The 24,186-nt window shown below is 61.4% G+C and carries 24 protein-coding genes; 18 read left to right on the top strand and 6 right to left on the bottom strand.

What is annotated here, in order from left to right:
* Positions 1-61: 61 nt before the first annotated feature.
* Positions 62-1,294, bottom strand: a complete 1,233-nt coding sequence (locus BLU46_RS05520; RefSeq protein WP_093199552.1) for an MFS transporter — start codon at positions 1,292-1,294, stop codon at positions 62-64.
* 64 nt (positions 1,295-1,358) lie between these two features.
* Here BLU46_RS05520 and BLU46_RS05525 point away from each other — a divergent pair, with 64 nt between their 5' ends.
* The 7 genes from BLU46_RS05525 (at position 1,359) to BLU46_RS05555 (ending at position 5,960) form a co-directional block, all read left to right on the top strand.
* The gene (locus BLU46_RS05525) at positions 1,359-2,354 is read left to right on the top strand and encodes an AraC family transcriptional regulator (RefSeq protein WP_093210130.1); all 996 of its coding nucleotides are present in this window, start codon (positions 1,359-1,361) and stop codon (positions 2,352-2,354) included.
* Between the two features lie 210 nt (positions 2,355-2,564).
* Positions 2,565-3,014: a MarR family winged helix-turn-helix transcriptional regulator gene (locus BLU46_RS05530; protein WP_003214523.1), complete on the top strand. Its 450-nt coding sequence runs from the start codon at positions 2,565-2,567 to the stop codon at positions 3,012-3,014.
* A 27-nt stretch (positions 3,015-3,041) separates the two neighbouring features.
* Positions 3,042-3,605, top strand: coding sequence for an isochorismatase family protein (locus BLU46_RS05535; protein WP_093199557.1), 564 nt, complete (start codon positions 3,042-3,044; stop codon positions 3,603-3,605).
* Between the two features lie 2 nt (positions 3,606-3,607).
* Positions 3,608-3,937, top strand: a complete 330-nt coding sequence (locus tag BLU46_RS05540) for a hypothetical protein (protein WP_063031852.1) — start codon at positions 3,608-3,610, stop codon at positions 3,935-3,937.
* A 5-nt stretch (positions 3,938-3,942) separates the two neighbouring features.
* Entirely contained in the window at positions 3,943-5,157 is a 1,215-nt protein-coding gene (locus BLU46_RS05545; protein WP_093199560.1) for an MFS transporter, read from the top strand.
* A 247-nt stretch (positions 5,158-5,404) separates the two neighbouring features.
* The gene (locus BLU46_RS05550) at positions 5,405-5,788 is read left to right on the top strand and encodes a hypothetical protein (protein WP_093199564.1); all 384 of its coding nucleotides are present in this window, start codon (positions 5,405-5,407) and stop codon (positions 5,786-5,788) included.
* Entirely contained in the window at positions 5,781-5,960 is a 180-nt protein-coding gene (locus tag BLU46_RS05555; RefSeq protein ID WP_093199568.1) for a DUF1289 domain-containing protein, read from the top strand. Before BLU46_RS05550 ends, BLU46_RS05555 begins: the two co-directional genes overlap by 8 nt.
* 18 nt (positions 5,961-5,978) lie before the next feature.
* Here BLU46_RS05555 and BLU46_RS05560 read toward each other — a convergent pair whose 3' ends face one another.
* The 3 genes from BLU46_RS05560 to BLU46_RS05570 form a co-directional block, all read right to left on the bottom strand.
* A complete protein-coding gene (locus BLU46_RS05560; protein ID WP_093199571.1) occupies positions 5,979-6,851 on the bottom strand; it encodes a DNA/RNA non-specific endonuclease in 873 nt (290 codons plus the stop codon).
* 155 nt (positions 6,852-7,006) lie between these two features.
* Complete coding sequence (locus BLU46_RS05565) at positions 7,007-7,726, bottom strand: tRNA (adenine(22)-N(1))-methyltransferase (RefSeq protein WP_093210131.1); 720 nt, start codon at positions 7,724-7,726, stop codon at positions 7,007-7,009.
* Positions 7,727-7,804: 78 nt separating this feature from the next.
* A complete protein-coding gene (locus BLU46_RS05570) occupies positions 7,805-8,713 on the bottom strand; it encodes a DHH family phosphoesterase (protein ID WP_093199574.1) in 909 nt (302 codons plus the stop codon).
* Positions 8,714-8,814: 101 nt separating this feature from the next.
* Here BLU46_RS05570 and BLU46_RS05575 point away from each other — a divergent pair, with 101 nt between their 5' ends.
* The 6 genes from BLU46_RS05575 (at position 8,815) to BLU46_RS05600 (ending at position 14,149) form a co-directional block, all read left to right on the top strand.
* Positions 8,815-9,321: a GNAT family N-acetyltransferase gene (locus tag BLU46_RS05575; RefSeq protein WP_093199577.1), complete on the top strand. Its 507-nt coding sequence runs from the start codon at positions 8,815-8,817 to the stop codon at positions 9,319-9,321.
* An 86-nt stretch (positions 9,322-9,407) separates the two neighbouring features.
* Positions 9,408-10,298 carry a bestrophin family protein gene (locus BLU46_RS05580; protein WP_063031864.1) on the top strand — a complete coding sequence of 297 codons (891 nt, stop codon included), beginning with the start codon at positions 9,408-9,410 and terminating at the stop codon, positions 10,296-10,298.
* Positions 10,299-10,426: 128 nt separating this feature from the next.
* Complete coding sequence (proP, locus tag BLU46_RS05585) at positions 10,427-11,929, top strand: glycine betaine/L-proline transporter ProP (protein ID WP_093210132.1); 1,503 nt, start codon at positions 10,427-10,429, stop codon at positions 11,927-11,929.
* Between the two features lie 123 nt (positions 11,930-12,052).
* A complete protein-coding gene (locus tag BLU46_RS05590; RefSeq protein ID WP_093199581.1) occupies positions 12,053-12,481 on the top strand; it encodes a DUF2231 domain-containing protein in 429 nt (142 codons plus the stop codon).
* The gene (locus BLU46_RS05595) at positions 12,478-13,770 is read left to right on the top strand and encodes a PQQ-dependent sugar dehydrogenase (RefSeq protein ID WP_063031868.1); all 1,293 of its coding nucleotides are present in this window, start codon (positions 12,478-12,480) and stop codon (positions 13,768-13,770) included. The genes BLU46_RS05590 and BLU46_RS05595 overlap by 4 nt, the downstream gene beginning before the upstream one ends.
* Positions 13,771-13,852: 82 nt before the next feature.
* Complete coding sequence (locus tag BLU46_RS05600) at positions 13,853-14,149, top strand: DUF3144 domain-containing protein (RefSeq protein ID WP_093199584.1); 297 nt, start codon at positions 13,853-13,855, stop codon at positions 14,147-14,149.
* Positions 14,150-14,152: 3 nt separating this feature from the next.
* Here BLU46_RS05600 and BLU46_RS05605 read toward each other — a convergent pair whose 3' ends face one another.
* Together BLU46_RS05605 and BLU46_RS05610 are read right to left on the bottom strand one after the other, a co-directional pair.
* On the bottom strand, positions 14,153-14,653 hold the full coding sequence (locus tag BLU46_RS05605) for a chemotaxis protein CheY (RefSeq protein WP_231988871.1): 501 nt from the start codon (positions 14,651-14,653) through the stop codon (positions 14,153-14,155).
* A 112-nt stretch (positions 14,654-14,765) separates the two neighbouring features.
* Positions 14,766-15,146: a type 1 fimbrial protein gene (locus BLU46_RS05610; protein WP_093199587.1), complete on the bottom strand. Its 381-nt coding sequence runs from the start codon at positions 15,144-15,146 to the stop codon at positions 14,766-14,768.
* A 212-nt stretch (positions 15,147-15,358) separates the two neighbouring features.
* Between BLU46_RS05610 and BLU46_RS05615 the strand changes: the two genes are divergently transcribed.
* The 5 genes from BLU46_RS05615 to BLU46_RS05635 all read left to right on the top strand — a co-directional run bounded on the left by BLU46_RS05615 (position 15,359) and on the right by BLU46_RS05635 (position 24,095).
* Complete coding sequence (locus BLU46_RS05615; protein WP_093199590.1) at positions 15,359-16,093, top strand: fimbrial biogenesis chaperone; 735 nt, start codon at positions 15,359-15,361, stop codon at positions 16,091-16,093.
* A gap of 23 nt (positions 16,094-16,116) precedes the next feature.
* Positions 16,117-17,100 carry a fimbrial protein gene (locus tag BLU46_RS05620; protein ID WP_093199595.1) on the top strand — a complete coding sequence of 328 codons (984 nt, stop codon included), beginning with the start codon at positions 16,117-16,119 and terminating at the stop codon, positions 17,098-17,100.
* 64 nt (positions 17,101-17,164) lie between these two features.
* On the top strand, positions 17,165-19,975 hold the full coding sequence (locus tag BLU46_RS05625; RefSeq protein WP_063031878.1) for an ATP-binding protein: 2,811 nt from the start codon (positions 17,165-17,167) through the stop codon (positions 19,973-19,975).
* Complete coding sequence (locus BLU46_RS05630) at positions 19,962-21,158, top strand: EAL domain-containing response regulator (RefSeq protein ID WP_063031880.1); 1,197 nt, start codon at positions 19,962-19,964, stop codon at positions 21,156-21,158. The genes BLU46_RS05625 and BLU46_RS05630 overlap by 14 nt, the downstream gene beginning before the upstream one ends.
* 81 nt (positions 21,159-21,239) lie before the next feature.
* Positions 21,240-24,095 carry a response regulator gene (locus BLU46_RS05635; RefSeq protein WP_093199598.1) on the top strand — a complete coding sequence of 952 codons (2,856 nt, stop codon included), beginning with the start codon at positions 21,240-21,242 and terminating at the stop codon, positions 24,093-24,095.
* Positions 24,096-24,186 lie beyond the last annotated feature (91 nt).

The raw sequence follows: 24,186 nt of genomic DNA on the forward strand, positions 1-24,186 counted from the left end.
AGCGAACTGAAAGGGGGCGAAGCGCATGCGTTTATTCTCGCCCCCTGCCTCTAACACGGTTTCAGAGATGAAACACCGGCCCCGCCTCTGCACCTTGTGGAGGCGCTTCTACCTTCACCCTCAACGCAATCAACACTGCCGCCAGCAGCATCAAGATACCTGCCGCGACAAACACACCGTCGATACCACTGAAGCTGAACATCGCACCGCCCGCCGCCGCACCCGCTGCAATCGCAGACTGCACCGAAGCCACCACCATGCCGCCGGCACTTTCGGCCTGATCAGGCACTGCCCGTGCAACCCAGTTTGACCAGGCCACCGGCACGCCGCCAAACGCCAGGCCCCAGAGCATCAACAACCACACCTGGCCCGTCACCGTCGCCGGCAACAGCGCCAGGGCGAGTGCTGCCACACCGACCAGGGCCGGCATCAACACCAAGGTGCCGCGCGGCAGACGCACCAGCAGCCACCCGGCCAGCAGCGTGCCGGCGAAGTTTGCAACGCCGAAACCCAGCAACATCAACGCCAGCCCTTCGGCGCCGACGCCGGTGGTGCTTTCCAGGAATGGCCGGATGTAGGTGAACAACGCAAAGTGTCCGGTATGCACCAGCACACATCCCGACATGCCCACGGCAATGCCTGGACGCAGCAGCACCTCAAGCACTGTTTTCAAGCGTGCCGTCCGGCGGGGTGCAAGTGGCGGCAGGGTGAATAGCTGGAACACCAGGGTCACGCCGCCCACTGCGGCAGCCGCCAAGAAAGCGCTGCGCCATCCGTACAGCCCACCTAAAAAGCTGCCCAGCGGCACCGCCACCACCGTGCCCACCGCGATGCCGCTGAAGATGATCGACAGGGCACGCGGCAGCAACGCCGCCGGTACAAGCCGCATCGCCACCGCCGCCGCCATGCTCCAGAAGCCACCCAGTGCGATGCCCAACAGGATACGCATCAGCAGCAACACCGTGAGGCTCGACGAGACCGCCACCAGCAGGTTGGAACAGATCATCAATGCGCTGAAGCACAGCAACACCACGCGGCGGTCGATCCCGCGGGTCAGGCCCGGCACCAGCAACCCGGCGAACAAGGCGACCACCGCCGTGACGGTCACCGCCTGCCCTGCCAAGGCTTCCGAAACACCCAGCTCGGCTGCCATCGGCGTCAACAGGCTGGCCGGCAGGTACTCCGCGGTCAGCAATCCGAACACGCCCATCGCCAACGAAAACACCGCCATCCAGGCCGGCGTCGCGGGCGCTACATCTGCACCGGTTACGGCGTCACACACACAACTGCTCATCACGGTCATCCTTCAAAAGTTATTGCGACCGGCAGTCTAGGTGCGACGATCGGGATGATCTATGATGCAAAATCTCGAATCCTTTACCGAAACCCCGGAAATGATGCCCACCGATCCGTTCGACCAGTCCTCTGACCTCATCAACGAACTGCTGCGCGGCATGCGCCTGCGGGGTGTCGAGTACCGGCGTATCCAGACTGGACCGGCGTTTGGCCTGGGCTTCCCGGCCAAGCCCGGGCACGCCTATTTCCACCTTATCGCTGCCGGTTGCGTCACCCTGCGTACCGAGGACGGCACCCTGTATGAACTGACGCCAGGCAATGCCGTGTTCATCTCCCATGGCGGTGCCCATGAGTTGCTCTCCAGCCCGGACGTGCCGGTACAGGACATCGACAGCTTCAACGCGGCAGCCCTCGGTGATGCGGTGTGTGCCGTGGATGCCCGGGCCGATGTGGCCGTGACGCAAAGCGCCCTGCTCTTCAGCGGCTGCATGGAGTTTGAACTGGGGAGTTTGCACGGCCTTGGCCGCCTGATGCCGGACCTGATGCTGATCGACGCCAAGGGCCAGCGTTATCCGGGGCTGATGCCGATCCTGGCGGCCATGGAGCGTGAAGTCAGCAGCGCCCGCATTGGCTTCGCCGGCATCCTGGCGCGCCTCGCTGAGGTGGTGGCGGCCATGGTAGTTCGGGGTTGGGTTGAATGTGCGTGCGGGAATGCGTCCGGCCTGGTGGCGGCGTTGCGCGACCCACGCCTCGCCAAGGCCCTGCTGGCGTTGCATCAGCAACCCGGGCGCGATTGGACGGTGGAGGAGCTGGCAGCGCAATGTCATACCTCACGCTCGGTGTTCGCCCAGCACTTTCAAACCACCATCGGCACGCCACCGCTGCGCTACGCCACCGAACTGCGGATGCGCCTGGCCAGCCAGTGGCTGACGCTGGAACGGCTGCCGATCGAAACCGTGGCGCAGCGCCTTGGCTATAACTCCCAGGCGGCGTTCAGCCGAGCGTTCAAGCGCGTTACCGGGCAGCCGCCGGGGGCCAGCCGGCGACAGGCGATCTAAGGGAGGCGGTGGTGTCAGGATCTGGAAGGCCAGGCTGGCCACCGTAAAGGCCGAAATTCGCAAGCTCACGGGCGAGACACCCGATGAATACCGTAAGGCAAACCTGGGGTAGCCATTTTGTCGGAGCTTTGCGGTTAGAGCCGAATTTATGACAAAAAATTCATACAGCTAAACTGTACAGTTTTTCTGCACGCATGCTAACGTCCGAGCATGAACAAACCCTCCATCACCTCCGAAACCCAATCCGCCGCCCTGGCCGCCGAGCTGCGCATCTCCCTGGGCAAGCTGATACGCCGGCTGCGGGAACAGACCCATCCCAATGATTTCACCTCGGCCCAGAAGTCGGTGCTGCTGCGCCTGGACCGTGACGGGCCCAGCACTGTATCGGCCCTGGCCCGGGCGGAGAGCGTGCGGCCGCAGTCCATGCGCATCACCGTGGCCGGGCTTGAGACCATGAAAGCGATCAGGGGCAAACCCGATCCCAGCGATGGGCGGCAAACCCTGATCGAGCTGACTCCCGGCTTTCGTAAGCACCTGATCGCCAGCCGGGCAGCCAAGGACGATTGGCTGCTGCGGGCGCTGCAGGAGCAACTGTCTGCCGAAGAACAAGCTGAACTCGCGGCAGCGGTAAAGCTGCTGGAGCGCCTCGCCGATTTCTGAACCTCTCCACCCGTTCGAGGACATCCCATGGCCGTCACCTTGCTGGATCCCAACACCGCGCTGATCATCGTGGACTTGCAAAAAGGCATCGCCGAATACCCGTTCATTCACCCCATCGACGGCGTGGTGGAACGCTCCCGTGCGCTGCTCAACGCGTTCCGTGAGCGCGGGATGCCGGTGGTGCTGGTCAACGTCACAGGCTTCGCCCCCGGGCGCACCGAGCGGCCACGGCGCAGCGATGTATTTCCACCGGGATGGGCCGACCTGCTGCCCGAACTCGATCAGCAACCCGGCGACATTGGGGTGACCAAACGCACCTGGGGCGCCTTCGCCAGCACCGATCTTGAGGCGCAACTCAAAGCACTCGGCGTGACCCAAGTGGTGATCACCGGCGTTGCTACCGGAACCGGCGTGGAGTCCACCGCGCGCCAGGCTTACGAGGCCGGCTTCAACGTGACCCTGGCCGTCGACGCCATGACCGACGCGAACGCCGAGGCCCATCACTACAGCCTGAACCAGGTATTCCCGAAGCTGGGGGAAACCGGCACGGCGCAAGACATCATCGGTTTGCTTGAAACAAGGGGTGCGTGACGATGCAATGGCATGAGCTGGTGTCTTACTTCTTCGGCGGCGTATTGCTCGCCAACGCGCTGCCCCATTGCGTCAGTGGTTTGATGGGGCAGTCTTTCCAGACGCCGTTTGCCAAGCCGCGCGGCGAAGGGCGGTCTTCCTCGACGCTGAATGTGCTCTGGGGTTTTCTCAACCTGGTGATCGGCTACGTGCTGGTCTGCCGGGTCGGGGATTTCGACCTCAAAAGCACCGCTGATGTGCTCGCCCTCGGGCTTGGGGCCTTGGCGCTGAGTGTTTTCCTGGCGCAGCATTTCGGGCGCTTCAATGGTGGTCATCCCTCAAGGCCGGTGTGAGTTCGATGGGCATTTTCCGCTCGCTGCGCAGCGTCAACTACCGCATCTGGGCCGCCGGCGCCCTGGTGTCGAATATCGGCACCTGGATGCAACGCACGGCCCAGGACTGGCTGGTGCTGACCCAGCTCACCCCGCATAACGCCTCGGCCGTCGGCATCGTCATGGCGTTGCAGTTCGGGCCGCAATTGCTGTTGCTGCCCTGGACCGGCTTCGCCGCCGACCACTACGACAAGCGCAAGCTGCTGATCGTTACCCAGGGCGTGATGGGTGTGCTGGCGCTGATGCTGGGGGTGTTTACCCTGACCGGCATCGTGCAGCTGTGGCACGTGTATGTGTTCGCGTTGTTGTCCGGCTGCGCCTCGGCGTTCGATGCGCCGGTGCGGCAGATTTTCGTGGCGGATCTGGTGGGCGAGGCAGACTTGTCCAACGCCATCGCGCTCAACTCCACCTCGTTCAACATGGCACGCATGATTGGCCCGGCGGTGGCCGGTGTGACCATCGCGTCGGTGGGCACCGGTTGGGCCTTCCTGCTCAATGGTGCGAGCTTTTTCGCGGTGCTGGCGTCGCTGTTTCTGCTGCGGGTTTCCGGGCTGCACACCCGCCTGCGGGCGCTGCGCACCAAGGGCAGCCTGACTGAAGGCCTGCGCTATGTGTGGGCGCGGCCGGACCTGATGGCGATCCTGATCATGCTGTTCTTGATCGGCACCTTCGGCATGAATTTTCCGATCTTTATCTCGACCATGGCCGTCACCGTGTTCCACGCCGATGCCCGTGGCTATGGCCTGCTGACGTCGACCCTGGCCATCGGCACCATCGCCGGGGCCCTGATCGCCGCCGGTCGCGAGCGGCCGCACTTCAAGTCGCTGCTTTACGGCGCGCTGGTGTTCGGGGTGGGTTGTACCCTGGCGGCGATTGCCCCGAATTACTGGCTGTTCGCCGGGGCGCTGGTGATCATCGGCGTGGGCGCCCTGACCTTCAGCAACACCACCAACAGCCTGATGCAACTCACCACCGAGCCCGCCATGCGCGGCCGGGTGATCGCCCTGCGGGTGGGCGTGGCGCTTGGCGGCACACCGATTGGAGCACCGATAGTGGGTTGGGTGGCCGACCACCTGGGCCCACGCTGGGCACTGGCGGTCGGCGCCGCCTCCGGCATCCTGGCCGCCGGAGTGGCGGTGTACACCATGACGCGCAAGCTGGATCGGCCCAAAAATAGCTGATGGGCAACACAGCTCCCACAGTTGATCTTCGCAGGCTCGCACAGTTGATCGTTCCCACGCTCTGCGTGGGAATACATCCTGTGACGCTCCGCGTCACCATTGCGCAGGACTTGAACCTTGCATCGTCAGCTGGACGCAGAGCGTCCGAGACGGCGTTCCCACGCAGAGCGTGGGAACGATCACCTCGACAGCTCCCTCAGTTGATCTCTCGCGTATCATCACCCTCCTCGCTCCTCAAGGAATCCCCATGTCTTCAACCAAACGCGACAGCGCACGCATCGAGCGTCGCCTGGTCGCGACCCTGACCGAAGCCTGTGAAATCGCCAAGGCGGAAATCACCGGCTTCGACTGGCTGACCCACGAAGTCGACTACCAGGCCTTTGCGCAAAGCCTGGTGGTCATCTGGGTCTTCGATACCCGGGCAAACAGGGAACTGGCCCTTTCAACCGGGCTGGACCTGCGGATGCGCGAGCTGACAGCCACCGCGCTGGAGGATGCCAGGGTGGATCTCCCCTCTTCAGACCGCTACGTGCGCTTCGACTCCGAAGAAGAATGTCACCTCCAGCATGGCGGCAATTGGCGTCTGCGCCTGGCCAAACTGTATGCGGTAAAGGGGCGAAGCCTTGGCTAAGGATATCGAGAATCCATGTGTCTCAATCTGCCAGCTCAGTGGTGAGCTGTGCGTCAGCTGTGGACGCACCAAGGACGATATTCGCAAATGGAAAAAGATGAAGCGGCCAGAGAAGATGGCCGCTGTGCAGCGCGCAACGTTGCGGTTGAAGGCGTTGAAAAAGGGCAAGTGACACCAACACGTCAAGCCATCAAGTACGGCCCACCGAACCGGTAACCGGCAAATTCCCCAGCAGCTTGAGACCGGTAGTCTTCACAAACGTTTCGTAATCCATCGGCTTCTGGATACGGGTTTCAGCGTTGGGCAGTACATACGCCCAAGCCCGCTTGGACGACACGTCATACACCAGCTTGAACAGGCGAGTCGGCACCCAGACCTTGTTGTCGCCGATGGTGCTGTAGCCAGGGTCAAACAACGGGCCGGTGAACACGAACACGTTGCCGTCGGCGCGCTTGGCAAACTTGCGCACGTCCGCCTCGACCTTGCTCCAGATCTTGCGATTGTTGGTCGGGTCCTGGGGCACCATGTTCGACAGTGCGAAGGATTGGGCCATGGCGTTGGTGCTCGGCGCATCGGCGGCCGGGGATTGATGGCCACGGTCCACCGCCGGGTGTTGGCCACGGTAGTCGCTCAACTCGGCGCGCGCGCCCTTGGGAATGCGCGGGTCGGGGTAGAACTGGTTGGTGCGTTCTTCGCCTTTGGCGTCCTGCAACTGGCGGGCATTCAGGCGTTCGACCACTACCAACGGGGTCTTGCTGGTTTGCGAGTACAGCACCGCAAAATTATCCGAGCACAGCGCCAGGGGTTTCAGGGTGGCCGGCACCGTGGCCGTGTTGATCGGTTGCGCGGACGGGAACAGATCGGCGCAGCCATCGAAGGAAGCCCGTTGCTGTTTGTTTGAATAGAGATTTAGAGCGGCACTCTGGCTGATGGAACCCGAGCGGGAGGTGTGTTGCTGATGCTCGGCAGGCAGCTTGATGAGGTCCAGCAGGCCACGGGCTTCTGCCCCGGTGGAGAGCAAAACAAGGGCTGACAGCCCAACTGCAATTTTGCGTAGGTGCATGGGTTAAATCTTCAAATGGTAGGAAGGAAAAACGTAAGGCGAGGCCCGATTTACAGGGTCAGATGGGGGCAGTGGCTGATCACTTTGCGGCGAGCATTCTGTCATTGTCCTTGATCAAAAATACCAATGCGGAGCCGGCCGGCTCCGTGCGGGGCTTATTGACCATCACTATTCACATTAGTGCTGAGCAGCTCGGTAATCCACCGCGCCTGCTGGGCAACCTCTCGCACCTTGTCCTCGGGCACCGCCTGCCGCGCCTGGGCAAAGTCGCTGAGGGTCTGCTGTTTGTGGCGCAGGATGTGCTGCCACTTGAGCAGGAATTCCGGGCGGCGCGCCTGCATTTGCAGCGGGCCGAAGTACAGCTCCTCGGCGGTATAACTCACCGGCCCGGCGCGCTCGGCAACGATGATTTCGTAGAAGAAGCGATTCTCCCGCAGCAGCTCTTCGCACACGATGCGGTAGCCGTTTTCCATCAGCCATTGGCGCAACGGTTGCTCACCGCCGTTGGGTTGCAACACCAGGCGCTCCTTGCCGTTGAGGCGTGCCTTGTCACTGTCGAGGATGTCGCGGATCGTCTCGCCGCCCATGCCGCAGATGCTGATCGCGGTGATCCCGTCTGCCGACTCGATCGCCGCCAGGCCACTGGCCAGGCGCACGGTGATGTGCTGCTCCAGCTCGTTCTCGCGCACCGTGCGCTCGGCTGCGCGGAATGGCGTCAAGGCCACCTCGCCCGCCACCGCCGCCGTGATGGCGCCACGACGCATCAACGCCACCGGCAGGTAGCCGTGATCAGAGCCGATATCCGCCAGGCGCGCCTCGGCGGGTATATGGGCCGCCACACGCTCCAGGCGCATGGACAATGTGTGTTCGTTCAACTGCCGTTCCTTTTCGGTAATACCCTGGCCATTGTATTGCGGGTTGACCAAAGAGGAACGTCACTTTGGTGAGCGCCGTCAATCAGTGGCCGCCAGCCTTACCAGTTCCTTGCGCAACAGCGAACGCTCCAGCACCGCCATCCCGGCCTGCCAGTCAATGGCAAGCAACTGGCTCACTTTTTCCTGGCTGACCTTGGGCTCAGCCAGGAAATAGCTTTTGCACTCACGGATGCTGATGATATTCACCAGCCAGTCCTCACCCTGGGCCGCCAACCAATGAACCATGGTCGAGTGATGCTTTCGGATCAGCGCACCGGCATCCCACACCGTCATCTGCGCGAAAACCTGCGGCAGTTTGCTGTCGGCTTTCAGCCACTTCATGTCACCCGCCAACGCGCCTGTCAGGTCTGACTCGATAGTGGCCTGGCACTCATGGAAATATCGCTCAGGCCAGTCCACCGCGAGTTTCGCCCGCAGCGCCAGGTTTTCATAAGCCCGAACATCCGCCAGGGTGGTCAACTGCCCACTAAAGTTCAGGGTATTGTCCAGGATTGCCGTGGCCAGCAACGCGGCACTGTGTTCACTGATCAGTGGCAGCAAACCGGCCGCCTCCCAACGCAGGAACACCTGCGTCGCCGCCGCGCCAATGGATCGGATATCGGCGTGAGGTCCGAGTTTCTGCGCCCAATAGGTTTCAAACCCCGGGTGATGGTCAATCACCTCCACCACCTGATCGAGCACGACCACCGGGTCGAAGTGGTGGAAGTCAGAGATATCCACCAACACAAACTCATCACCGGGCTCGGGCCGGTAGTCATCCAGTGACGATGGCCAGCCGAGCACGGTCCTGGAGATGCTGGCATTCAGCGGAGCACTGCTGACGGCACGCGCCTCGACACCCTGGCGATTCAACAACTCGGCGTACGCAATGCAACAAGCGTACGCATCGATGTCCAAATACGCCGAACCGGAGGTGACTACCCTCATCGGAAGAACTCCATGATTTCATATTTTTGGCAGGCAAATTTCACACGCCTTTATGACGAAAACATGACTAAATGCACAGAACAACCCGGGAGATTTGAGCAATGACGTCATTTCGCGTTCGCGAGCTGAGCAGTACGGACACTGAAGCATTGCTGACCTTCGAAACCCGTAACCGTGAGTGGTTCGAGTCGCATATCGAGGCGCGCGACCCATCGTTTTACTCGATGCAGGGCGTCGCCGAGCATATTGAAGGCTATCTATCTGGCCTTGCCACCGGTGCCTGGCACCCGTTCGTGATCGAGGACGCCAGCGGCGAAATCGTCGGTCGCGCCAATCTGAAAAGCATCGACTCACCGAAGGGCTCTGCCGAAGTCGGTTACCGCGTGGGCGAGCGCTCGTGCGGGCAAGGGCTGGCAACCCTGGCGCTGAAGCATCTGATCCACGAGGCACAGGCGCGTTGGGCACTCAAGCAATTGGTGGCGTACGTGTACCCGGAGAATGTCGGCTCACAAAAAGTCCTGAGCCGCTGCGGTTTCGTGCCTGAACAGCCCGCACCAGACGGCATGCCCCACAGCGAAAAACGCTTCGTCCTGTCGCTTCAAGCCTGAACACGCAGCACCCCGGCGAACCTTTACCCGGTAAACACCGTCCGAGCTAGGGCATTGATGTTTACCGCTCGCCGCGAGGTTTCCGTTTGAAAGCTGCCATCATCAAAAAATACCGCCTGATCATCAAGACCATGGGCTATGTAGGCTGGGCGCTGTTCTGGCTGTTGCTCTGGGATATCGCTGTCACCGTGGACTTCATGCTGTTCCTCAACAGCAAGATCAACCTGCCGCTGATGCCACTCACCCTGCTCGGCTCGGCGCTGGTGGTGCTGATCAGTTTCCGCAACAGCAGCGCCTATAACCGCTGGTGGGAAGCACGCACGTTATGGGGCGCGATGGTCAACAATTCCCGCAGCTTTGCGCGGCAAGTACTGACGCTGCTGGATGACCCGGACAATGAGGTCAACCCGATAAAGTCGACCTTGCTGCGCCGTCACGTGGCGTATGTGAACTGCCTGGCGGCGCACTTGCGAGGCCAGCCTTGCCCGGAGGAAATCCGCGCCTTCCTGCCGGCCGACGAGTTCGCCCGCAGCACCAGTACCAATAACTTTTCCAACGACATCCTCAACGGCTCCGCCGCCCTGTTGGCCCAGGAATACAAGGCCGGGCGCCTGGACAGCATTCGCCTGGCGCGGCTGGAATCGACCCTGGTGGATTTGTCCAACAGCCAGGGCGGCATGGAGCGCATCGCCAACACGCCGCTGCCCTACCCTTACGTGTATTTCCCACGGCTGTTCATTTCGCTGTTCTGCCTGATCGTGCCGGTGGGCCTGGTGGAATCCCTGGGCTGGTTCACCCCGCTGGCGTCCACGGTAGTGGGTTTCATGCTGCTGGCCATTGAGCGCATCGGCACCGATTTGCAAAGCCCGTTCCGTGACAGCGAGCACCAGATCCAGATGGAAGCCCTTTGCGAAACCATCGAGAAAAACCTGCAGTCGATGCAGCGTGATTCCCTGGGGGGCGAGCGGATCCGTTAATCCTTGCCGGGCCGTTAACAAAAAAATCCAGCCAACGGTGAATTATTCAGTGTCCGCATGTATCTGACCCATTAAGCGCATGCCACCAAAACAGTGGCATCGAAATGGACCTGCGGCTGAGTATTCCCATGAAATCACGCAAGAAAACCGTCAATCCGATTGGATTGGATGACATCACCATCGTCGACGACGCCAAGATGCGCAAGGCGATCACCGCCGCTGCGCTGGGCAACGCCATGGAATGGTTCGACTTCGGCGTATACGGCTTTGTCGCCTATGTACTCGGCAAGGTGTTCTTCCCCGAGGCATCCCCCAGCGTACAGATGATCGCCGCCCTGGCGACCTTCTCGGTGCCGTTCCTGATTCGCCCGTTGGGCGGCCTGTTCTTCGGCCGGCTAGGGGACAAATACGGCAGGCAAAAAGTCCTGGCAGCGACGATCGTGATCATGTCCCTGAGCACCTTCGCCATCGGGCTGATCCCCTCCTATGACTCGATCGGCATCTGGGCGCCGATCCTGTTGCTGCTGGCCAAGATGGCCCAGGGCTTCTCGGTGGGCGGTGAGTACACCGGCGCCTCGATCTTCGTCGCCGAATACGCCCCGGACCGCAAGCGCGGCTTCCTCGGCAGCTGGCTGGACTTTGGCTCCATCGCCGGCTTTGTCCTCGGCGCCGGTGTAGTGGTGTTGATTTCGGCGGTGATCGGCGAAGAGGCGTTCCAGTCCTGGGGCTGGCGCCTGCCGTTCTTCCTCGCGCTGCCGCTGGGCATGATCGGGCTGTACTTGCGTCACGCCCTGGAAGAGACACCCGCCTTCCAACAGCATGTGGAACAACTCGAACAAGGCGATCGCGAAGGCCTGGCCGGTGGCCCGAAAGTGTCGTTCAAGGAAGTCGCCACCAAGCACTGGCGCAGCCTGATGACCTGCGTCGGCGTGGTGGTGGTGACCAACGTCACGTATTACATGCTGCTCACCTACATGCCGAGCTACCTGTCCCACAACCTGCACTACAGCGAAAACCATGGCGTGTTGATCATCATCGCGATCATGGTCGGCATGTTGTTCGTGCAGCCGATGATTGGCTTTGTCAGCGACAAGATCGGGCGCAAACCCTTCATTCTGTTCGGCAGCATCGCGCTGTTCTTCCTCGCCATTCCGGCGTTCATGCTGATCAACAGCGGCAAGCTCGGGCTGATTTTCTCGGGGCTGCTGATCATTGCGGTGGTGCTCAACTTCTTTATCGGCGTGATGGCGTCCACCCTGCCGGCGATGTTCCCTACCCACATCCGCTACAGCGCGCTGGCCAGCGCCTTCAATATCTCGATCCTGATTGCCGGCCTCACGCCAACTGCCATGGCCTGGCTGGTAGAGACCACCAACAACCTGTACATGCCGGCCTACTACCTGATGGTGTTCGCGGTGCTGGGGCTTTTCACCGCCCTGACCATGAAGGAAACCGCCAACAGACCCCTGCGCGGTGCGGCACCGGCGGCGTCGGATATCGAGGAAGCCAAGGAGCTGCTGCAGGAGCACGAAGACAATATCGAGCAGAAGATCGAAGACATCGACGCGCAAATCGCCGAACTGGAAGCCAAGCGCGAAAACCTGGTGCAGCAGCATCCCCGCATCAACTGACGCAAAATATTTAGAAACGAATAGACGGTGAACTAACGCGCAAGCAGCACGCTCCTTCCTTAAGCGCAGTCAGCGCGGCCCTGATGAGCCTCATCAGGGCCGCTCAACGATAAGGAGCCGCCCGTGACCGTCACCACCACCCTCACCTACCGCTGCACGCCTGGCCCGCTTCACGCGACCTTGCTTGCCGGTACCGTCCCGCTGTTTCTCGGCGCTCTGCTGAGTGACATTGCCTACTACCAGACCTACCAGATCCAATGGAGCAACTTCGCCGCCTGGCTGATTGCCGGCGCCCTGCTGTTCTGCGGGCTGGCGGGGTTGTTTGCACTGGTCAACCTGCTGCGTGCCGACCGCAAGGCCGGGCGCCCCACGGTGTACTTCCTGCTGTTGCTGGTGACCTGGGCGCTGGGCCTGGTGAATGCCTTTGAGCATGCGAAGGATGCCTGGGCCGTAATGCCTTCGGGCCTGGTGCTGTCTTCCGTCGTGACCCTGCTGGCCTGCGTGACCACGTGGGTCGGGCTGACCAACCTGCGCTCGGGAGGTGCCCAATGAAGCCTTCCAGCACGCTGACCGTTTTAAGCATGGCGATGTTGTTGAGCGCCTGTGGTGGCGAAGCCGACAGCACCCAGGCTCGCGGCCCCGACCCCAAGCTGCCGGAACCTCAACGCGGCCTGTTGCCCAGCATGAAGATCGCCGAACCGGTGGCCTGGGGCGAGCAGAAACCCACCGTGCCCGAGGGTTTCAGCGTCACCGCCATCGCCACCGACCTGCGGATCCCGCGCCAGACCCTGGTGCTGCCCAACGGCGACATTCTCGTCGCCGAAGGCCGGGGCGGCAGCGCAGCGAAACTCAAGCCCAAGGATGTGATCGCCAGCGTGATCAAGGCCGAAGGCAACACCAAGGTCAAGGGCGGCAATCGCCTGACCCTGCTGCGCGATGCCGACGGTGACGGCACCTACGAGTTGAAAACCGTGTTCGCCGAAAACCTCAACGCGCCCTACGGCCTGGCCTTTGCCGACGGCAAGCTGTACGTGGCGAACCAGGATGCGCTGGTGCGCTTCGACTACGAAGACGGCCAGACCAAGGCCGGTGGCCCGCCCACCACCGTCACCGAGCTGCCCGCCGCGATCAATCACCACTGGACCAAATCCCTGGCGATCAGCCCCGACGGCCGCTCGCTGTATGTGGGCATTGGGTCCAACAGCAACATCACCGAACGCGGCATGGAGGTCGAGATCGACCGGGCGATGGTCTGGCAGATCGACGCCGCCACCGGTGCCCACAAGCCTTATGCAACCGGTTTGCGCAACCCGACGGCATTGACCATTCAACCGGGCTCCGGGCAGGTGTGGGCGGTGGTCAACGAGCGGGATGAACTGGGGCCGGACCTGGTGCCGGATTACCTGACCTCGGTGCGCGAAGGCGAGTTCTACGGCTGGCCCTACAGCTATTGGGGCCAGAACGTCGACACCCGCGCCCAACCGCAGAACCCGGCCAAGGTCGCCGCCGCGATCAAGCCGGATTACAGCCTGGGTTCCCACGTCGCCGCGCTGGGCGTCGATTTTTCCATCCCGGCCATGGGCGAGAAATATGCCGACGGCGTCTTCGTCGGCGAGCACGGCAGCTGGAACCGGGACAATCCGGTGGGCTACAAGGTGATCTTCGTGCCGTTCAGCAATGGCCGGCCTGCCGGTGAGCCGCTGGACTTCGCCACGGGTTTCCGCGGGGACGATGGCAAGACTCGCGGGCGGCCGGTGGGGGTCACGGTTGATCCGAAGGGTGCGCTGATCATTGCCGATGACCTGGCCAACACGGTGTGGAGGGTGACGCGCAATAAATAAGGCCTGAAACGGCCGACGTGGTTGCCTTCCTGTGGAGCGCGGCGGTACCTTCGCCGCACTCACGAACAGGAAGGTAACCGCAATGCCAGACACCACCGACAACGGCTTCTATGATCGCGCGGACGCGCACATCGAGCTGTCCAACGAGCAGTTCAGGGCGTTCGCCGACCTGGGCAAAGTCAGCGCCTCGATGATGTTCGGCACCACACGCTTCAATGCCTGGGTCAGCGCACGCAGCTTTAAATCCGGCGAAGAAATGGCCCAGGCGCGTGAGGCGATGCTGAAGTATTTCTGTGATCAGTACCGGATGATGCTTGAGGATAATCTTGATGATCACATCAACAATTTCAACAAGTACATGCTCGTTAAGGGCAGTTGAGACTCACCGACGCGACCGCAAGCTCGCGATGTTTGACGGAAGCCGCCGCTGCTGAGTATCAGCCACCATCAACGGCGTCACCGTCGCCGGCCCCCCGGTGCGCTCCACGGTTGGCATGCAGCGCGCTGCGTCAACCACGTCGAGGCAGCGGCGCAGCGAGTCGAAGTCGGGGGATTGGGACAGGGACAGGTGGATCGCCACACTGACGGACACCGACACCACCGAGCTTTGTGCGCATTGGCCGTCGTAGATCAGGGCGTGGCGGATCTGCGGATTCTCATGGCAGAACTTCAGCAAGTTCACTTCCATCGACCGCACCAGTGCCGCGTTGATAATCAACAGGTCAATCGCCACCCCCTGAATCCGGGCGATCGACTGGACTTCATTGAATGAGCTCATGGGCGCAATTCGAAAGTAGCCCAGCTGGTTGAGCATTTTCTCGATCTTGATCCGCTGGAACAGCTCTCCATCAGCAATCAATATGCGTAGCGCTTTATTTGACATAGGGAAAACCTGACAGCTGGGCCCATGAATGTTCAGTAATCATTCACCAGCCGCCAAGTTAACCCTGCGCCACGCACCTGACTCTAAGGCGATTCTGAAACCACCGCCCTCTTCAAGGCGAAGTCAGTGTGACCAGGTACTTTCCTGAGTTCACGGGTTTCCCCTGGCTATCCACCAGCGAGTATTGCTGCTGGTAATAAGAGTTCTCGCGGCCGCTATCGGACACTAGCTTCACACTCACGGCACTGTGATCAAGGGCACTGACCGAACTCACCGGCTCCACGCTGCGCACGCTGATGGCGCTGCCGCGGGCCAATGCCGGGCAGTCGTTGAGCTTCAATCCATTGGCCACGGCGAGCGGCGTGCAAGACGGCTCGACAATGCTGCCGTGGAAGTAAATGACACCTTGGCCCGCCGAGCTGGCAGCCATGCAGACACCGGATACGCCGAACAACAGGCCCGCACAGATTGCAGGCATTCCCTTGATGCTCATACCGATACTCCCGAGGTGAACAGATCTTAGTCAGGCTATCGGCCGGTCGGCGGGTTCTTTTAAGATTTGTCTGATGTTAAGCCGTGTTTTTTCAACGCCTTTGGAAATAACCACGCACCCGGGCCGGTTTTTAAGAATCGCCTGAGAGAAACCCTCCTCGCCTGCCCCTTAACATGCGCCCCGAAGTCACTCCCGGGACGCAGCACACCCACATGTCATCGCTCAATCATTCGTCCACTTTTCGGGCCTGCCGGGCCCTGCTGTTCGCCGCTGCGCTGATCGCCTCACTGCTGGCCGTGGCGCCCTGCGCGCAGTCGGCGGTGAAGATTGAAGGCACGCGCCTGATCTACTTTGGCCAGGATAAAGAAGCCAGCCTCAACGTGGTCAATCAGCAGCCGCGCCAGGTGGTGGTGCAAAGCTGGATCACCCGCGAAGACGAAGATGCAACCCGGGCGGTACCCTTCGCCGTGGTGCAGCCGCTGGTGCAACTGGATGCCGGGCAACATCACGTGCTGCGGGTCCTGTATGCCGGTGAAGGGTTGCCCGGTGATAGGGAGTCGCTGTTCTGGCTCAACGTCATGGAAATCCCGCTGAAGCCGGAAAGCCCCAACAGCGTGCAGTTTGCGGTGCGCCAGCGCCTCAAGCTGTTCTATCGCCCGCCCGGGCTCGCGGGCGGCTCGGCACAAGCCGTGCGGCAACTGGCGTGGAGCAGCTCTGACGGGCACTCCATTGCCGTGACCAACCAGAGTGCCTTTCACCTGTCCCTGGTGAATCTCCAGACCGATACCGCCGGCAAGACTCACGCGCTGGACGACTACCTGCTGCTCAAGCCCGGGGAGCGCAAGGTCCTCGACACCCAAGCGCCTATCAATGCCGGGACCCAAATCCACTTTACCGAAATCACCGATATCGGCTTGCAGGCGCGCCATAGCGCAGCCCTCAAGTGATAGATCGCGGGGAACACCGACCCATGCCACACGTTAAACACCTGCTACTGGCCGCCCTGTGCACTTGCGCCGCCCTCCCCGCCACCAGTTATGCGCTGGCCTGCCGGGAAGACGGCAGCGGATCGACCGTCGACATCGCGCCCCTCGGCACGGCATTGGCGGTGAGCGCCGATGCGCCGGACGGCACAATTATCTGGGAGTCGGGCCCACGCTCCACCAACGTGATCTGCAAGGACGACTTTAACCACGGGCGCGAGGAAGTTTACTTCTACCTGAACCCGGCGAACGTCAGCATCGGCCAGGGCATACGCGCCGGGATTCGCTACAAATCGGTGCCCATCACCCAAAGCACCGGCAAGTACGGCACCGGTTTCTTCTCCGATCGGGGCTGCACCTGGGCCAATTGCACAGGCTGGGACCAAGCTCGGTTCACCCTCAACTTCAGCGTGTTTATCGAAAAGTTTGGCACCACCCCACAAAACGGCCAGGCCAGTAACCTCACTCAATATCGAGTGTTTCAACTCGACGGTATCCAGGGCCTCAACAACAAACCCAACAGCAACCTCAACTACATCGTCACCGGGGTCAACGACATCCGCTTCGTGCCCTGCGCGCCCGAACTGACCATCACCCCCAGCGTGGTCAACTTCCCCACACCGTCGCGCAAGGCACAGATCGGCGAAGTGGCCAGTACCGCCACGTTCAACTTGAGCCTGCGCAAAGCCTGCGACACTCCGTACACGGTGGACGCACGGTTCGCCACCACACCGGGAGGCGGCAGCTTGATCAATGGTTTGCTGGTGCCGGACAACAACAGCTCCGTGGGCATCTCACTGTCCCGCGAAGACACCAGCCAAACCCTGGCCTTCAATCAGTGGTTCGCCCTGGCCAAATTGAATGCTTCCGGCCAGACCCGGCATGACTTCAGGGCCGACTTGAAGTGGCGTACGTTACCGATCCCTGGAGCCTTCGACGCAGCGGTGATTGTCGACATGTTTTACAAGTAACCGCGCGGCAGCTTTTAAGGATCGTCTTATGCCCACGCCGTAGGCGGACCTTTAAAATCCGCCGATGCGATTTAAAAGTTACCTGCTCCAACTCAATCCCGTCCTCTCCCGACCCGAAGCAGCCAGAAGGCTGCTTCGTACGTTTGCGACCGTGCTATTGGTGGGGATCCTGAGCGGTGTCTACACGTTCCTGCTGTCCACCTTCAACAATGACATCTCCCAGCGACGCGGCTACATGAGCAGCGCGATTGCCGAAGCCCATACGTTTTTCACCAACCGTGAAGCGCTGCTGGAGAGCTTGAGCCTGTCGGCGGTACGCAAATCCAGGCAGGCCAAGTCGCAGATTTACCCGGCCTCCAGCGAAGAACAGCGCCTGCTGCTGGGGGACACGCCGGGCAATCAATGGAGCATCTGGCTGACCTCACGCATGCGTGATTACCTGCAGGCCAAGCAGGTCAACCTGCTCTACGTGAACGCCGGCCCAAACCCACAAGTGACGCGCCTCTACAATTCCACGACGCAGGTGTTGCCGTTTTCCATGTGCATGCTCGACCGGCTCAAAGCGCTGCGGGTCAGCGACCTGTCGGACGTTGGCGAACTGTGGCTGAGCGACCAGACCGAAGAGCACGCGCACCTGTACCTGTTCATTCGCCTGGATGAACGCGACCCCGAGTCCGGCTGGCTGGGCCTGGAAATGGAAAGCCGGGAAGTCTCCAGCACCCTGAATGACCAGAGTGCGGGCGAGTTCATGATGCTCAACTCCCAGGGCATGCTGGTGTTTACCAACAGCCACGACGCCAGGCTGAGCGAGATACTGCTCAAGCCCAAGGGCGATAATTTTTTCGGCTTTGTGGGCAGCGGCCTGGTGCCTGATCACCTGGTGATTCGCAAACACCTGAAGTCGTCGGACTGGCAGTTGGTGTACTCGATCAACCTGCGGGACGTAGTGCGCGGGCTGTGGCGGGAACTGCTGGGGTCGTTGGTATTTTGCCTGTTCAGTGTGACCCTGATCTGGCTGGTGATGCGCCGGGTTGATCAGCGTTTCATCATCCCCTCGATCAATCGCATCCAGGCGCTGATTGAAAGCGAGGCATTCGGCCGTGACGTGATCCAGACCGCGCCGGTCGCGCTGTGTGTGCTGCGCCGCACCGATGGCCAGGTGGTGCTGGAAAACACCCTGGCCCAGCAGTGGCTGGGGGACGGCCCGGAGCGCGAGGCGTTGTGCGCCGGCTGGATTCGCCAGGCGTTCCACAGCATTGCGTCCGAGCACAGCGATTATTTCGAAACCATCGACGGCCGCCACCTTTACCTCAGCAGCGCGCCCACCCGTTACCGGGGTGAGGACGTGCTGTTTTGTGCGTTCAGCGACATCAGCGCACGCAAACAAGTGGAGGCCGCACTGGAAGAAGCCCGGCAATCGGCGGACGCGGCGAATGCTGCAAAAACCTTGTTCCTGGCAACCATGAGCCACGAAATTCGCACGCCGCTGTATGGCGTGCTGGGCACCCTGGAACTACTGGCCCGTACCCGACTCGACGCCCAGCAGAAAGACTATCTGCATGCCATCGAAGGCTCATCGGCAACCCTGCTGCAATTGATCTGCGACGTGCTGGATGTATCGAAGATCGAGGCCGGGCAACTGGCCCTGGAACTGAGCGAGTTCTCGCCGCTGGAGCTGGTCAATGAAATCATCCAGGGCTATGCCGCTGCCGCGCTCGGCAAGGGTTTGCAGTTGTATGCCTGCTTCGACCCCAAGCTGCCTGAGCGGTTGATTGGCGATGTCACGCGCATCCGCCAGATCCTCAACAACCTGCTGAACAACGCGGTGAAATTCACCGATTACGGGCGTGTGGTGTTGCGGGTCAAATTGCTCGACCGCGATGACGAACGCTCCAGCGTGTTGTGGCAAGTCTCCGACACCGGCAAAGGTATCGCCCAGGAAGATCAGTCGATGATTTTCGAGCCTTTCTATCAAACCGAAGGCAACACCAATGTGGTGGCCGGTACCGGGCTTGGGTTACCGATCTGTCAGCGCCTGACGCAATTGATGAACGGGCATATTCGCATGGTCAGCGAGCTGGGCCTGGGCAGCAGTTTCAGCCTGACGTTGCCCCTCGAAGAAGCGCCCAGCCCACCGATGAGCAGCTTGCTGGCAGAGACCATTTACGTGGTCTCGCCGATTCCCGAACTCGCACAATCCATCAGCGGCTGGCTGCGGCGCTGGGGCGCCCGTGCACAGACCGGCCAACCCACCCAGCCGGACGGCCAACTGCTGCTGGAGCTGCATCCCGGCACCGTCGAACAACCGCTGGTGCCTGACTGGCCGGGCCCGGTAATCCTGGTGAGCAGCAGCAGTTGCAACACCCAGCAGACCGAGGCCGGCGCGTGGCACGTCAACCTCAACCAATTGAGCGCGATTCACCAGGCGGTCAGCCAGGTACAAGGGTTGTGGGTCGCGCGGGTCGATGAGCAGTCAAAAAAGCGTGAACTGCAAAAGCTCAACCTGCACGTGCTGGTGGCCGAGGACAACGTCATCAATCAATTGATTTTGCGCGACCAACTCGAAGAGCTCGGCTGCACCGTTGAGCTGGCCGGCGATGGTCATGAAGCGTTGCTGCTGTGCAAAGCCTCACGTTTCGACGTGGTGCTGACGGATGTGAATATGCCCCGGGTCAACGGTTACGAGTTAGCCAGGGAACTGCGCCGTCAAGGCTGTTCGCTGCCCATCATCGGGGCCACCGCCAACGCCATGCGAGGCGAGGCCGACCTGTGCCTGGCCGCCGGGATGAACCATTGCCTGGTCAAACCCTTTGCGTTGCGGGCCCTCTTCAATTCCCTGGCGCCTTACGCACGGATCCCCCATGAAGCCTTATAGTATTTTGATCGTCGAGGACCATCCCCTGCAGCACATCTACCTGCAGAACCTGCTCAGTGAGCTGGGGGATTTCCTCCTTGAAGCGGCCCAAGATGGCAAGGAAGCGCTGGAGCGGTTGCGCCAGCGCGATTTCGACCTTGTGCTGACGGATCTGCTGATGCCGGGCATGGATGGCGTGCAGTTTATCCAGAGCCTGGCGAGCCTGCGGTGCAAGCCCGCCCTGGCGATCATGAGTGCCGCGTCCCGGCGCATGTTGATGGCGGCCAGCCTGGTGGCGAAAAACCTCGACGTGGAAGTGATAGGGCTGATTTCAAAACCGGTGGCGGCCGAAGCCCTGCGCAACCTGGTGAATCAACTCAACGACAAGGACCGCAGCCCTTCGCCGCCGATGCTCCCCGCCCACCTGGAAATAGACCGGCAGACGATCATCCAGGCGATGGGCGACGGCCAATTCCAGGCCTGGTTCCAACCGAAAAAATCCTTGGCCAACGGCCGCATCGTCGCCGCCGAAGCGCTGGTGCGCTGGATGCATCCCGAGCAAGGCGTGATGCTGCCGGCCTCGTTTTTACCGGCCATCAAAGCTTTCGAGCTGGAAGAGCGCCTGCTGTGGATCGTGCTGAAACAGGCCATCCATGCCCAGGAACGCTGGCGCCAGCGCGGTTACGAGATTCCGGTGTCGATCAACTTGCCGACCCATTTGCTCAACAGCCACGACCTGGCAGACCGCCTGCTGGAGTTTGTGCTGCACCACCAGGGCATCCCGGGGATGATTTGCTTTGAGCTGATGGAGTGTTCGGTGCCCCAGGACATCAGCAACTTCTACGCTGGCGCATGCCGCTTGCGCATCAAGGGGTTCGGCCTGTCCCAGGACGATTTCGGCAAGGGCTACAGTTCTTACCTGAACCTGGTCTCGACCCCGTTTACCGAGCTCAAGATCGACCAGGCGCTGGTGCAGGGTTGCCACGACAACGAAGGCATGGCGTCGGCCCTGGCCAGCATCATCGCACTGGGCCGCAAGCTGGGACTGACGGTGGTTGCCGAAGGTGTCGAAACGCCCCAGCAACTGGCCCTTTTGCGCAAAATCGACTGCACCCAGGTGCAGGGTTTCCTGATCTCCCACGCGGTCTCTTCAGACCAATTCCAGCAACTATTGAACAATGATGGCCCCGCGACATCTCACTAGTCCGCGGCCTGGCTTTGTTTAATCTATAAAGGAGTAAGCTCCATCCAGCGCCGATTTCTCATCCGTCTGCGGAAATCATCAATGAAGCACAACAACGCGATCCTGGAAGCATTCACCCGCAGTTCGCTGCGCCTGAACAAAGGGCTGATGGTGGTGCTTGGACTCGCGTTGTTGCTGGCGGGCACCAGCTACTGGGCATTGCATCGGGTGATCGACGAGCAGCACGCGGCCGTGCGTTTTCACTTCGCACGGCTGATGGAAAACATCCATGAACAGGAGGCCTTCCTGAGGATCCTGGCGCAGCCCGCTACCCAGCGCGAACTGATGAGTGACAAGAACGTCCAGTTCACCCTTGAAAACCAGCGCATCGACGCCCGCGGTACGCTGTATGAAGGCCGCGAGTTTGGCTTTTCGGTGCCGTTCAGCGCCCAGTTCGATGCACAACACGTCACGGCCAGCGAGCAGCAGAAGATCTTTGCCCTGGGGGCCCACCTGGCCAACTACTACAGTGCGTTCTGGTCATCGTCGCCCTATCAGTCGCCACAGGCCTTTATCACCAACCGTCTCGTTCACTACCGCCTGGCGGTGCCGGCAATCGGGTTCCGGAGCTGGGACAAAATCGCCGCCGGTGCCCCGGCCGACGCAAACGTTGAAGCCGCGCTTGATCAGCTCAGCGAGCTCTCTCAACCCTTGGCCGAGGATCAGTTGTACTGGGAAACCTACCGGCCAGCCGAGAGCGCCCTAGCGCCGCCCCGGCTGCTGGCGTACATCGGCATCCCGCTGACCCCGCAGGTGCTACGTGCAGGCGAAGGCAACCACCAGGTGGTGGTTGCCACCCTGCTGGACATGGCCCAAGTCAACGATATGGAACGCACCATGGAGTGGTCGACCTATGACCGTTTCACCTTGATCTCACCCGCCGGCCAGACCCTGACCGGGCCGCCGGCTGACCAAGCGTCACTGGGTGAGGGCCTCAACTTCCGCCCTGACGGCCTGGCGTTCAAGATCACCAGCAGCGCCGGGCCGCAGTGGACGGCGATCTACGGGATCAGTTTCAGGCATTTTTTCCGTTCTGCATTGTGGCCACTGAGCAGCCTGGCGCTGGTGCTGTGCAGTGTGCTCGCGATGGGCTGGGCCGGCAGCCGCTGGTACAGGAAGCAAGTGATTCGCCCGGCGCGCCAGGCCCATGAACGCATCGCCGAAGCCGTTGCATTCAGCCGGGTGATCATCGATACCGCCCCCACCGGGCTGTGTGTGGTGCGCCGTGAAGATAAACAGGTGTTGATCGAGAACCAGCGCGCCCAGCAATGGCCGGGCACCACCAAATTGGTGGCCTCGCTCAACCGTTATAACGACAGCGCCGACACCGGCGAGACCCATCTGGAAATCGACGGCCGCCACCTGCAAATCGGCTTCGTCTCGACCCGCTATCAGGGCCAGGATGTGCGGCTGTATGCGTTCAATGACGTCACCCGGCATATCGAGGACGCGCAGGCCCTGGAAGAGGCCAGGAGCGCCGCCGACGCGGCCAACGAGGCCAAGACATTGTTCCTGGCAACCATGAGCCATGAAATTCGCACGCCTTTGTACGGTGTGCTCGGCACCCTTGAGTTGCTGGGCCTGACGCCGCTGGACCCGCGCCAGAAAACCTACCTGAACACCATCCAGCGTTCGTCTGCCACCTTGTTCCAGTTGATCAGCGATGTGCTGGACGTGTCGAAAATCGAGTCCGGGCAGATGGCAATCGAAGCCGTCGAATTTTGCCCGCTGGACATGCTCGAAGACACCCTGCATACCTACGCCGCGTTCGCCCAGCGCAAGGGCCTGCAATTCTATGCCTGCATTGATGCGCAACTGCCGGACTGCGTACTGGGCGACCCGATGCGGATTCGCCAGATCCTGAACAACCTGGTGAGCAACGCCCTCAAGTTCACCGACATCGGCCGCGTGGTGATTCGTGCCAGGGCGACCCGGCGCGGTACGGACCAGGTCGACCTAGAGTGGCAAATCACCGACTCCGGCGTTGGGATCAGCGAAGCCCAGCAGATCAAGCTGTTCGACCTGTTTTACCAGGCCCCAGACACCGCAGGCCAAGGCGGCGCCGGGCTGGGCCTGCCGATTTGCCGTTGGCTGGCAGAGATGATGGACGGCGAGATCAAGGTGGTCAGTGAACCCGGCCTCGGCAGCAGTTTCACCCTGAAGATGAGCTTGCTGGTGTGCGCCAGCGAGGTGCCGGGGCTGCCGCCGATTGAGCCAGGCGCAGCACCGGTGTATGTGCAGGCGCCGGTGCGTGAGTTGGCAGAGTCGATGTGCGACTGGCTCAACCGCCTGGGCATTCAAGCGGCACTGGCCGCGTTGCCCCTGGAACAACAATCGCCCCAGGCGGTGCTGGTGGATGTGCTACCCACCGGCCCGCTGCAACCCTGGGCCGGCCAGCGCGTGCTGTGCGTGCCCGGGGCCCATAGCCCGCCGCTGTACACCGCACAGGGCTGGGAAGTGGACATGCACGATGTGCGCGCCGTTGCGGCCACCGTTTCATTGGCGCAACAAGGCAAGCACGAACCACCTCTGCAGCCCGAACAACAGAGCGCCGGGCCACTGGGGCTGCGCATATTGGTCGCCGAGGATAACCCGGTGAACCAGGCCATTATCCAGGAACAACTGGAAGCACTCGGCTGCACGGTGACCTTGGCATCCAATGGCGAGCAGGCGATGCACCTGTGGCAACCCAACGCCTTCGACCTGGTGTTGACGGACGTGAATATGCCGTTGATGAACGGCTACGACCTGGCGCGTACACTCAGGGAGCATGACCCTCAGTTGCCGATCATAGGGGTCACCGCGAACGCCATGCGCGAGGAAGGCATTCGTTGCCTGGCGGTAGGGATGAACGCCTGGCTCGTCAAGCCCTTGACGGTCATTTTCAAGATAAATTAAAATTTTTCACGATTATTGAAATATAAAACCGGCGGCACACAGCCATCCATAGCTCTGGCGATATGCGTATACCGTTTCGCTAGGGGTGGCT

It is taken from the genome of Pseudomonas yamanorum, assembly GCF_900105735.1.
In the GTDB taxonomy this organism is placed as follows: Bacteria; Pseudomonadota; Gammaproteobacteria; order Pseudomonadales; family Pseudomonadaceae; genus Aquipseudomonas; species Aquipseudomonas yamanorum.

Excerpts from the sequence above, each read along its gene's own strand:
- BLU46_RS05520 (WP_093199552.1), bottom strand. The coding sequence starts at position 1,294 with ATGAGCAGTTGTGTGTGTGACGCCGTAACCGGTGCAGATGTAGCGCCC.
- BLU46_RS05525 (WP_093210130.1), top strand. The coding sequence starts at position 1,359 with ATGCAAAATCTCGAATCCTTTACCGAAACCCCGGAAATGATGCCCACC.
- BLU46_RS05530 (WP_003214523.1), top strand. The coding sequence starts at position 2,565 with ATGAACAAACCCTCCATCACCTCCGAAACCCAATCCGCCGCCCTGGCC.
- BLU46_RS05535 (WP_093199557.1), top strand. The coding sequence starts at position 3,042 with ATGGCCGTCACCTTGCTGGATCCCAACACCGCGCTGATCATCGTGGAC.
- BLU46_RS05540 (WP_063031852.1), top strand. The coding sequence starts at position 3,608 with ATGCAATGGCATGAGCTGGTGTCTTACTTCTTCGGCGGCGTATTGCTC.
- BLU46_RS05545 (WP_093199560.1), top strand. The coding sequence starts at position 3,943 with ATGGGCATTTTCCGCTCGCTGCGCAGCGTCAACTACCGCATCTGGGCC.
- BLU46_RS05550 (WP_093199564.1), top strand. The coding sequence starts at position 5,405 with ATGTCTTCAACCAAACGCGACAGCGCACGCATCGAGCGTCGCCTGGTC.
- BLU46_RS05560 (WP_093199571.1), bottom strand. The coding sequence starts at position 6,851 with ATGCACCTACGCAAAATTGCAGTTGGGCTGTCAGCCCTTGTTTTGCTC.
- BLU46_RS05570 (WP_093199574.1), bottom strand. The coding sequence starts at position 8,713 with ATGAGGGTAGTCACCTCCGGTTCGGCGTATTTGGACATCGATGCGTAC.
- BLU46_RS05575 (WP_093199577.1), top strand. The coding sequence starts at position 8,815 with ATGACGTCATTTCGCGTTCGCGAGCTGAGCAGTACGGACACTGAAGCA.
- proP (WP_093210132.1), top strand. The coding sequence starts at position 10,427 with ATGAAATCACGCAAGAAAACCGTCAATCCGATTGGATTGGATGACATC.
- BLU46_RS05595 (WP_063031868.1), top strand. The coding sequence starts at position 12,478 with ATGAAGCCTTCCAGCACGCTGACCGTTTTAAGCATGGCGATGTTGTTG.
- BLU46_RS05600 (WP_093199584.1), top strand. The coding sequence starts at position 13,853 with ATGCCAGACACCACCGACAACGGCTTCTATGATCGCGCGGACGCGCAC.
- BLU46_RS05605 (WP_231988871.1), bottom strand. The coding sequence starts at position 14,653 with ATGTCAAATAAAGCGCTACGCATATTGATTGCTGATGGAGAGCTGTTC.
- BLU46_RS05610 (WP_093199587.1), bottom strand. The coding sequence starts at position 15,146 with ATGAGCATCAAGGGAATGCCTGCAATCTGTGCGGGCCTGTTGTTCGGC.
- BLU46_RS05615 (WP_093199590.1), top strand. The coding sequence starts at position 15,359 with ATGTCATCGCTCAATCATTCGTCCACTTTTCGGGCCTGCCGGGCCCTG.
- BLU46_RS05620 (WP_093199595.1), top strand. The coding sequence starts at position 16,117 with ATGCCACACGTTAAACACCTGCTACTGGCCGCCCTGTGCACTTGCGCC.
- BLU46_RS05625 (WP_063031878.1), top strand. The coding sequence starts at position 17,165 with ATGCGATTTAAAAGTTACCTGCTCCAACTCAATCCCGTCCTCTCCCGA.
- BLU46_RS05630 (WP_063031880.1), top strand. The coding sequence starts at position 19,962 with ATGAAGCCTTATAGTATTTTGATCGTCGAGGACCATCCCCTGCAGCAC.
- BLU46_RS05635 (WP_093199598.1), top strand. The coding sequence starts at position 21,240 with ATGAAGCACAACAACGCGATCCTGGAAGCATTCACCCGCAGTTCGCTG.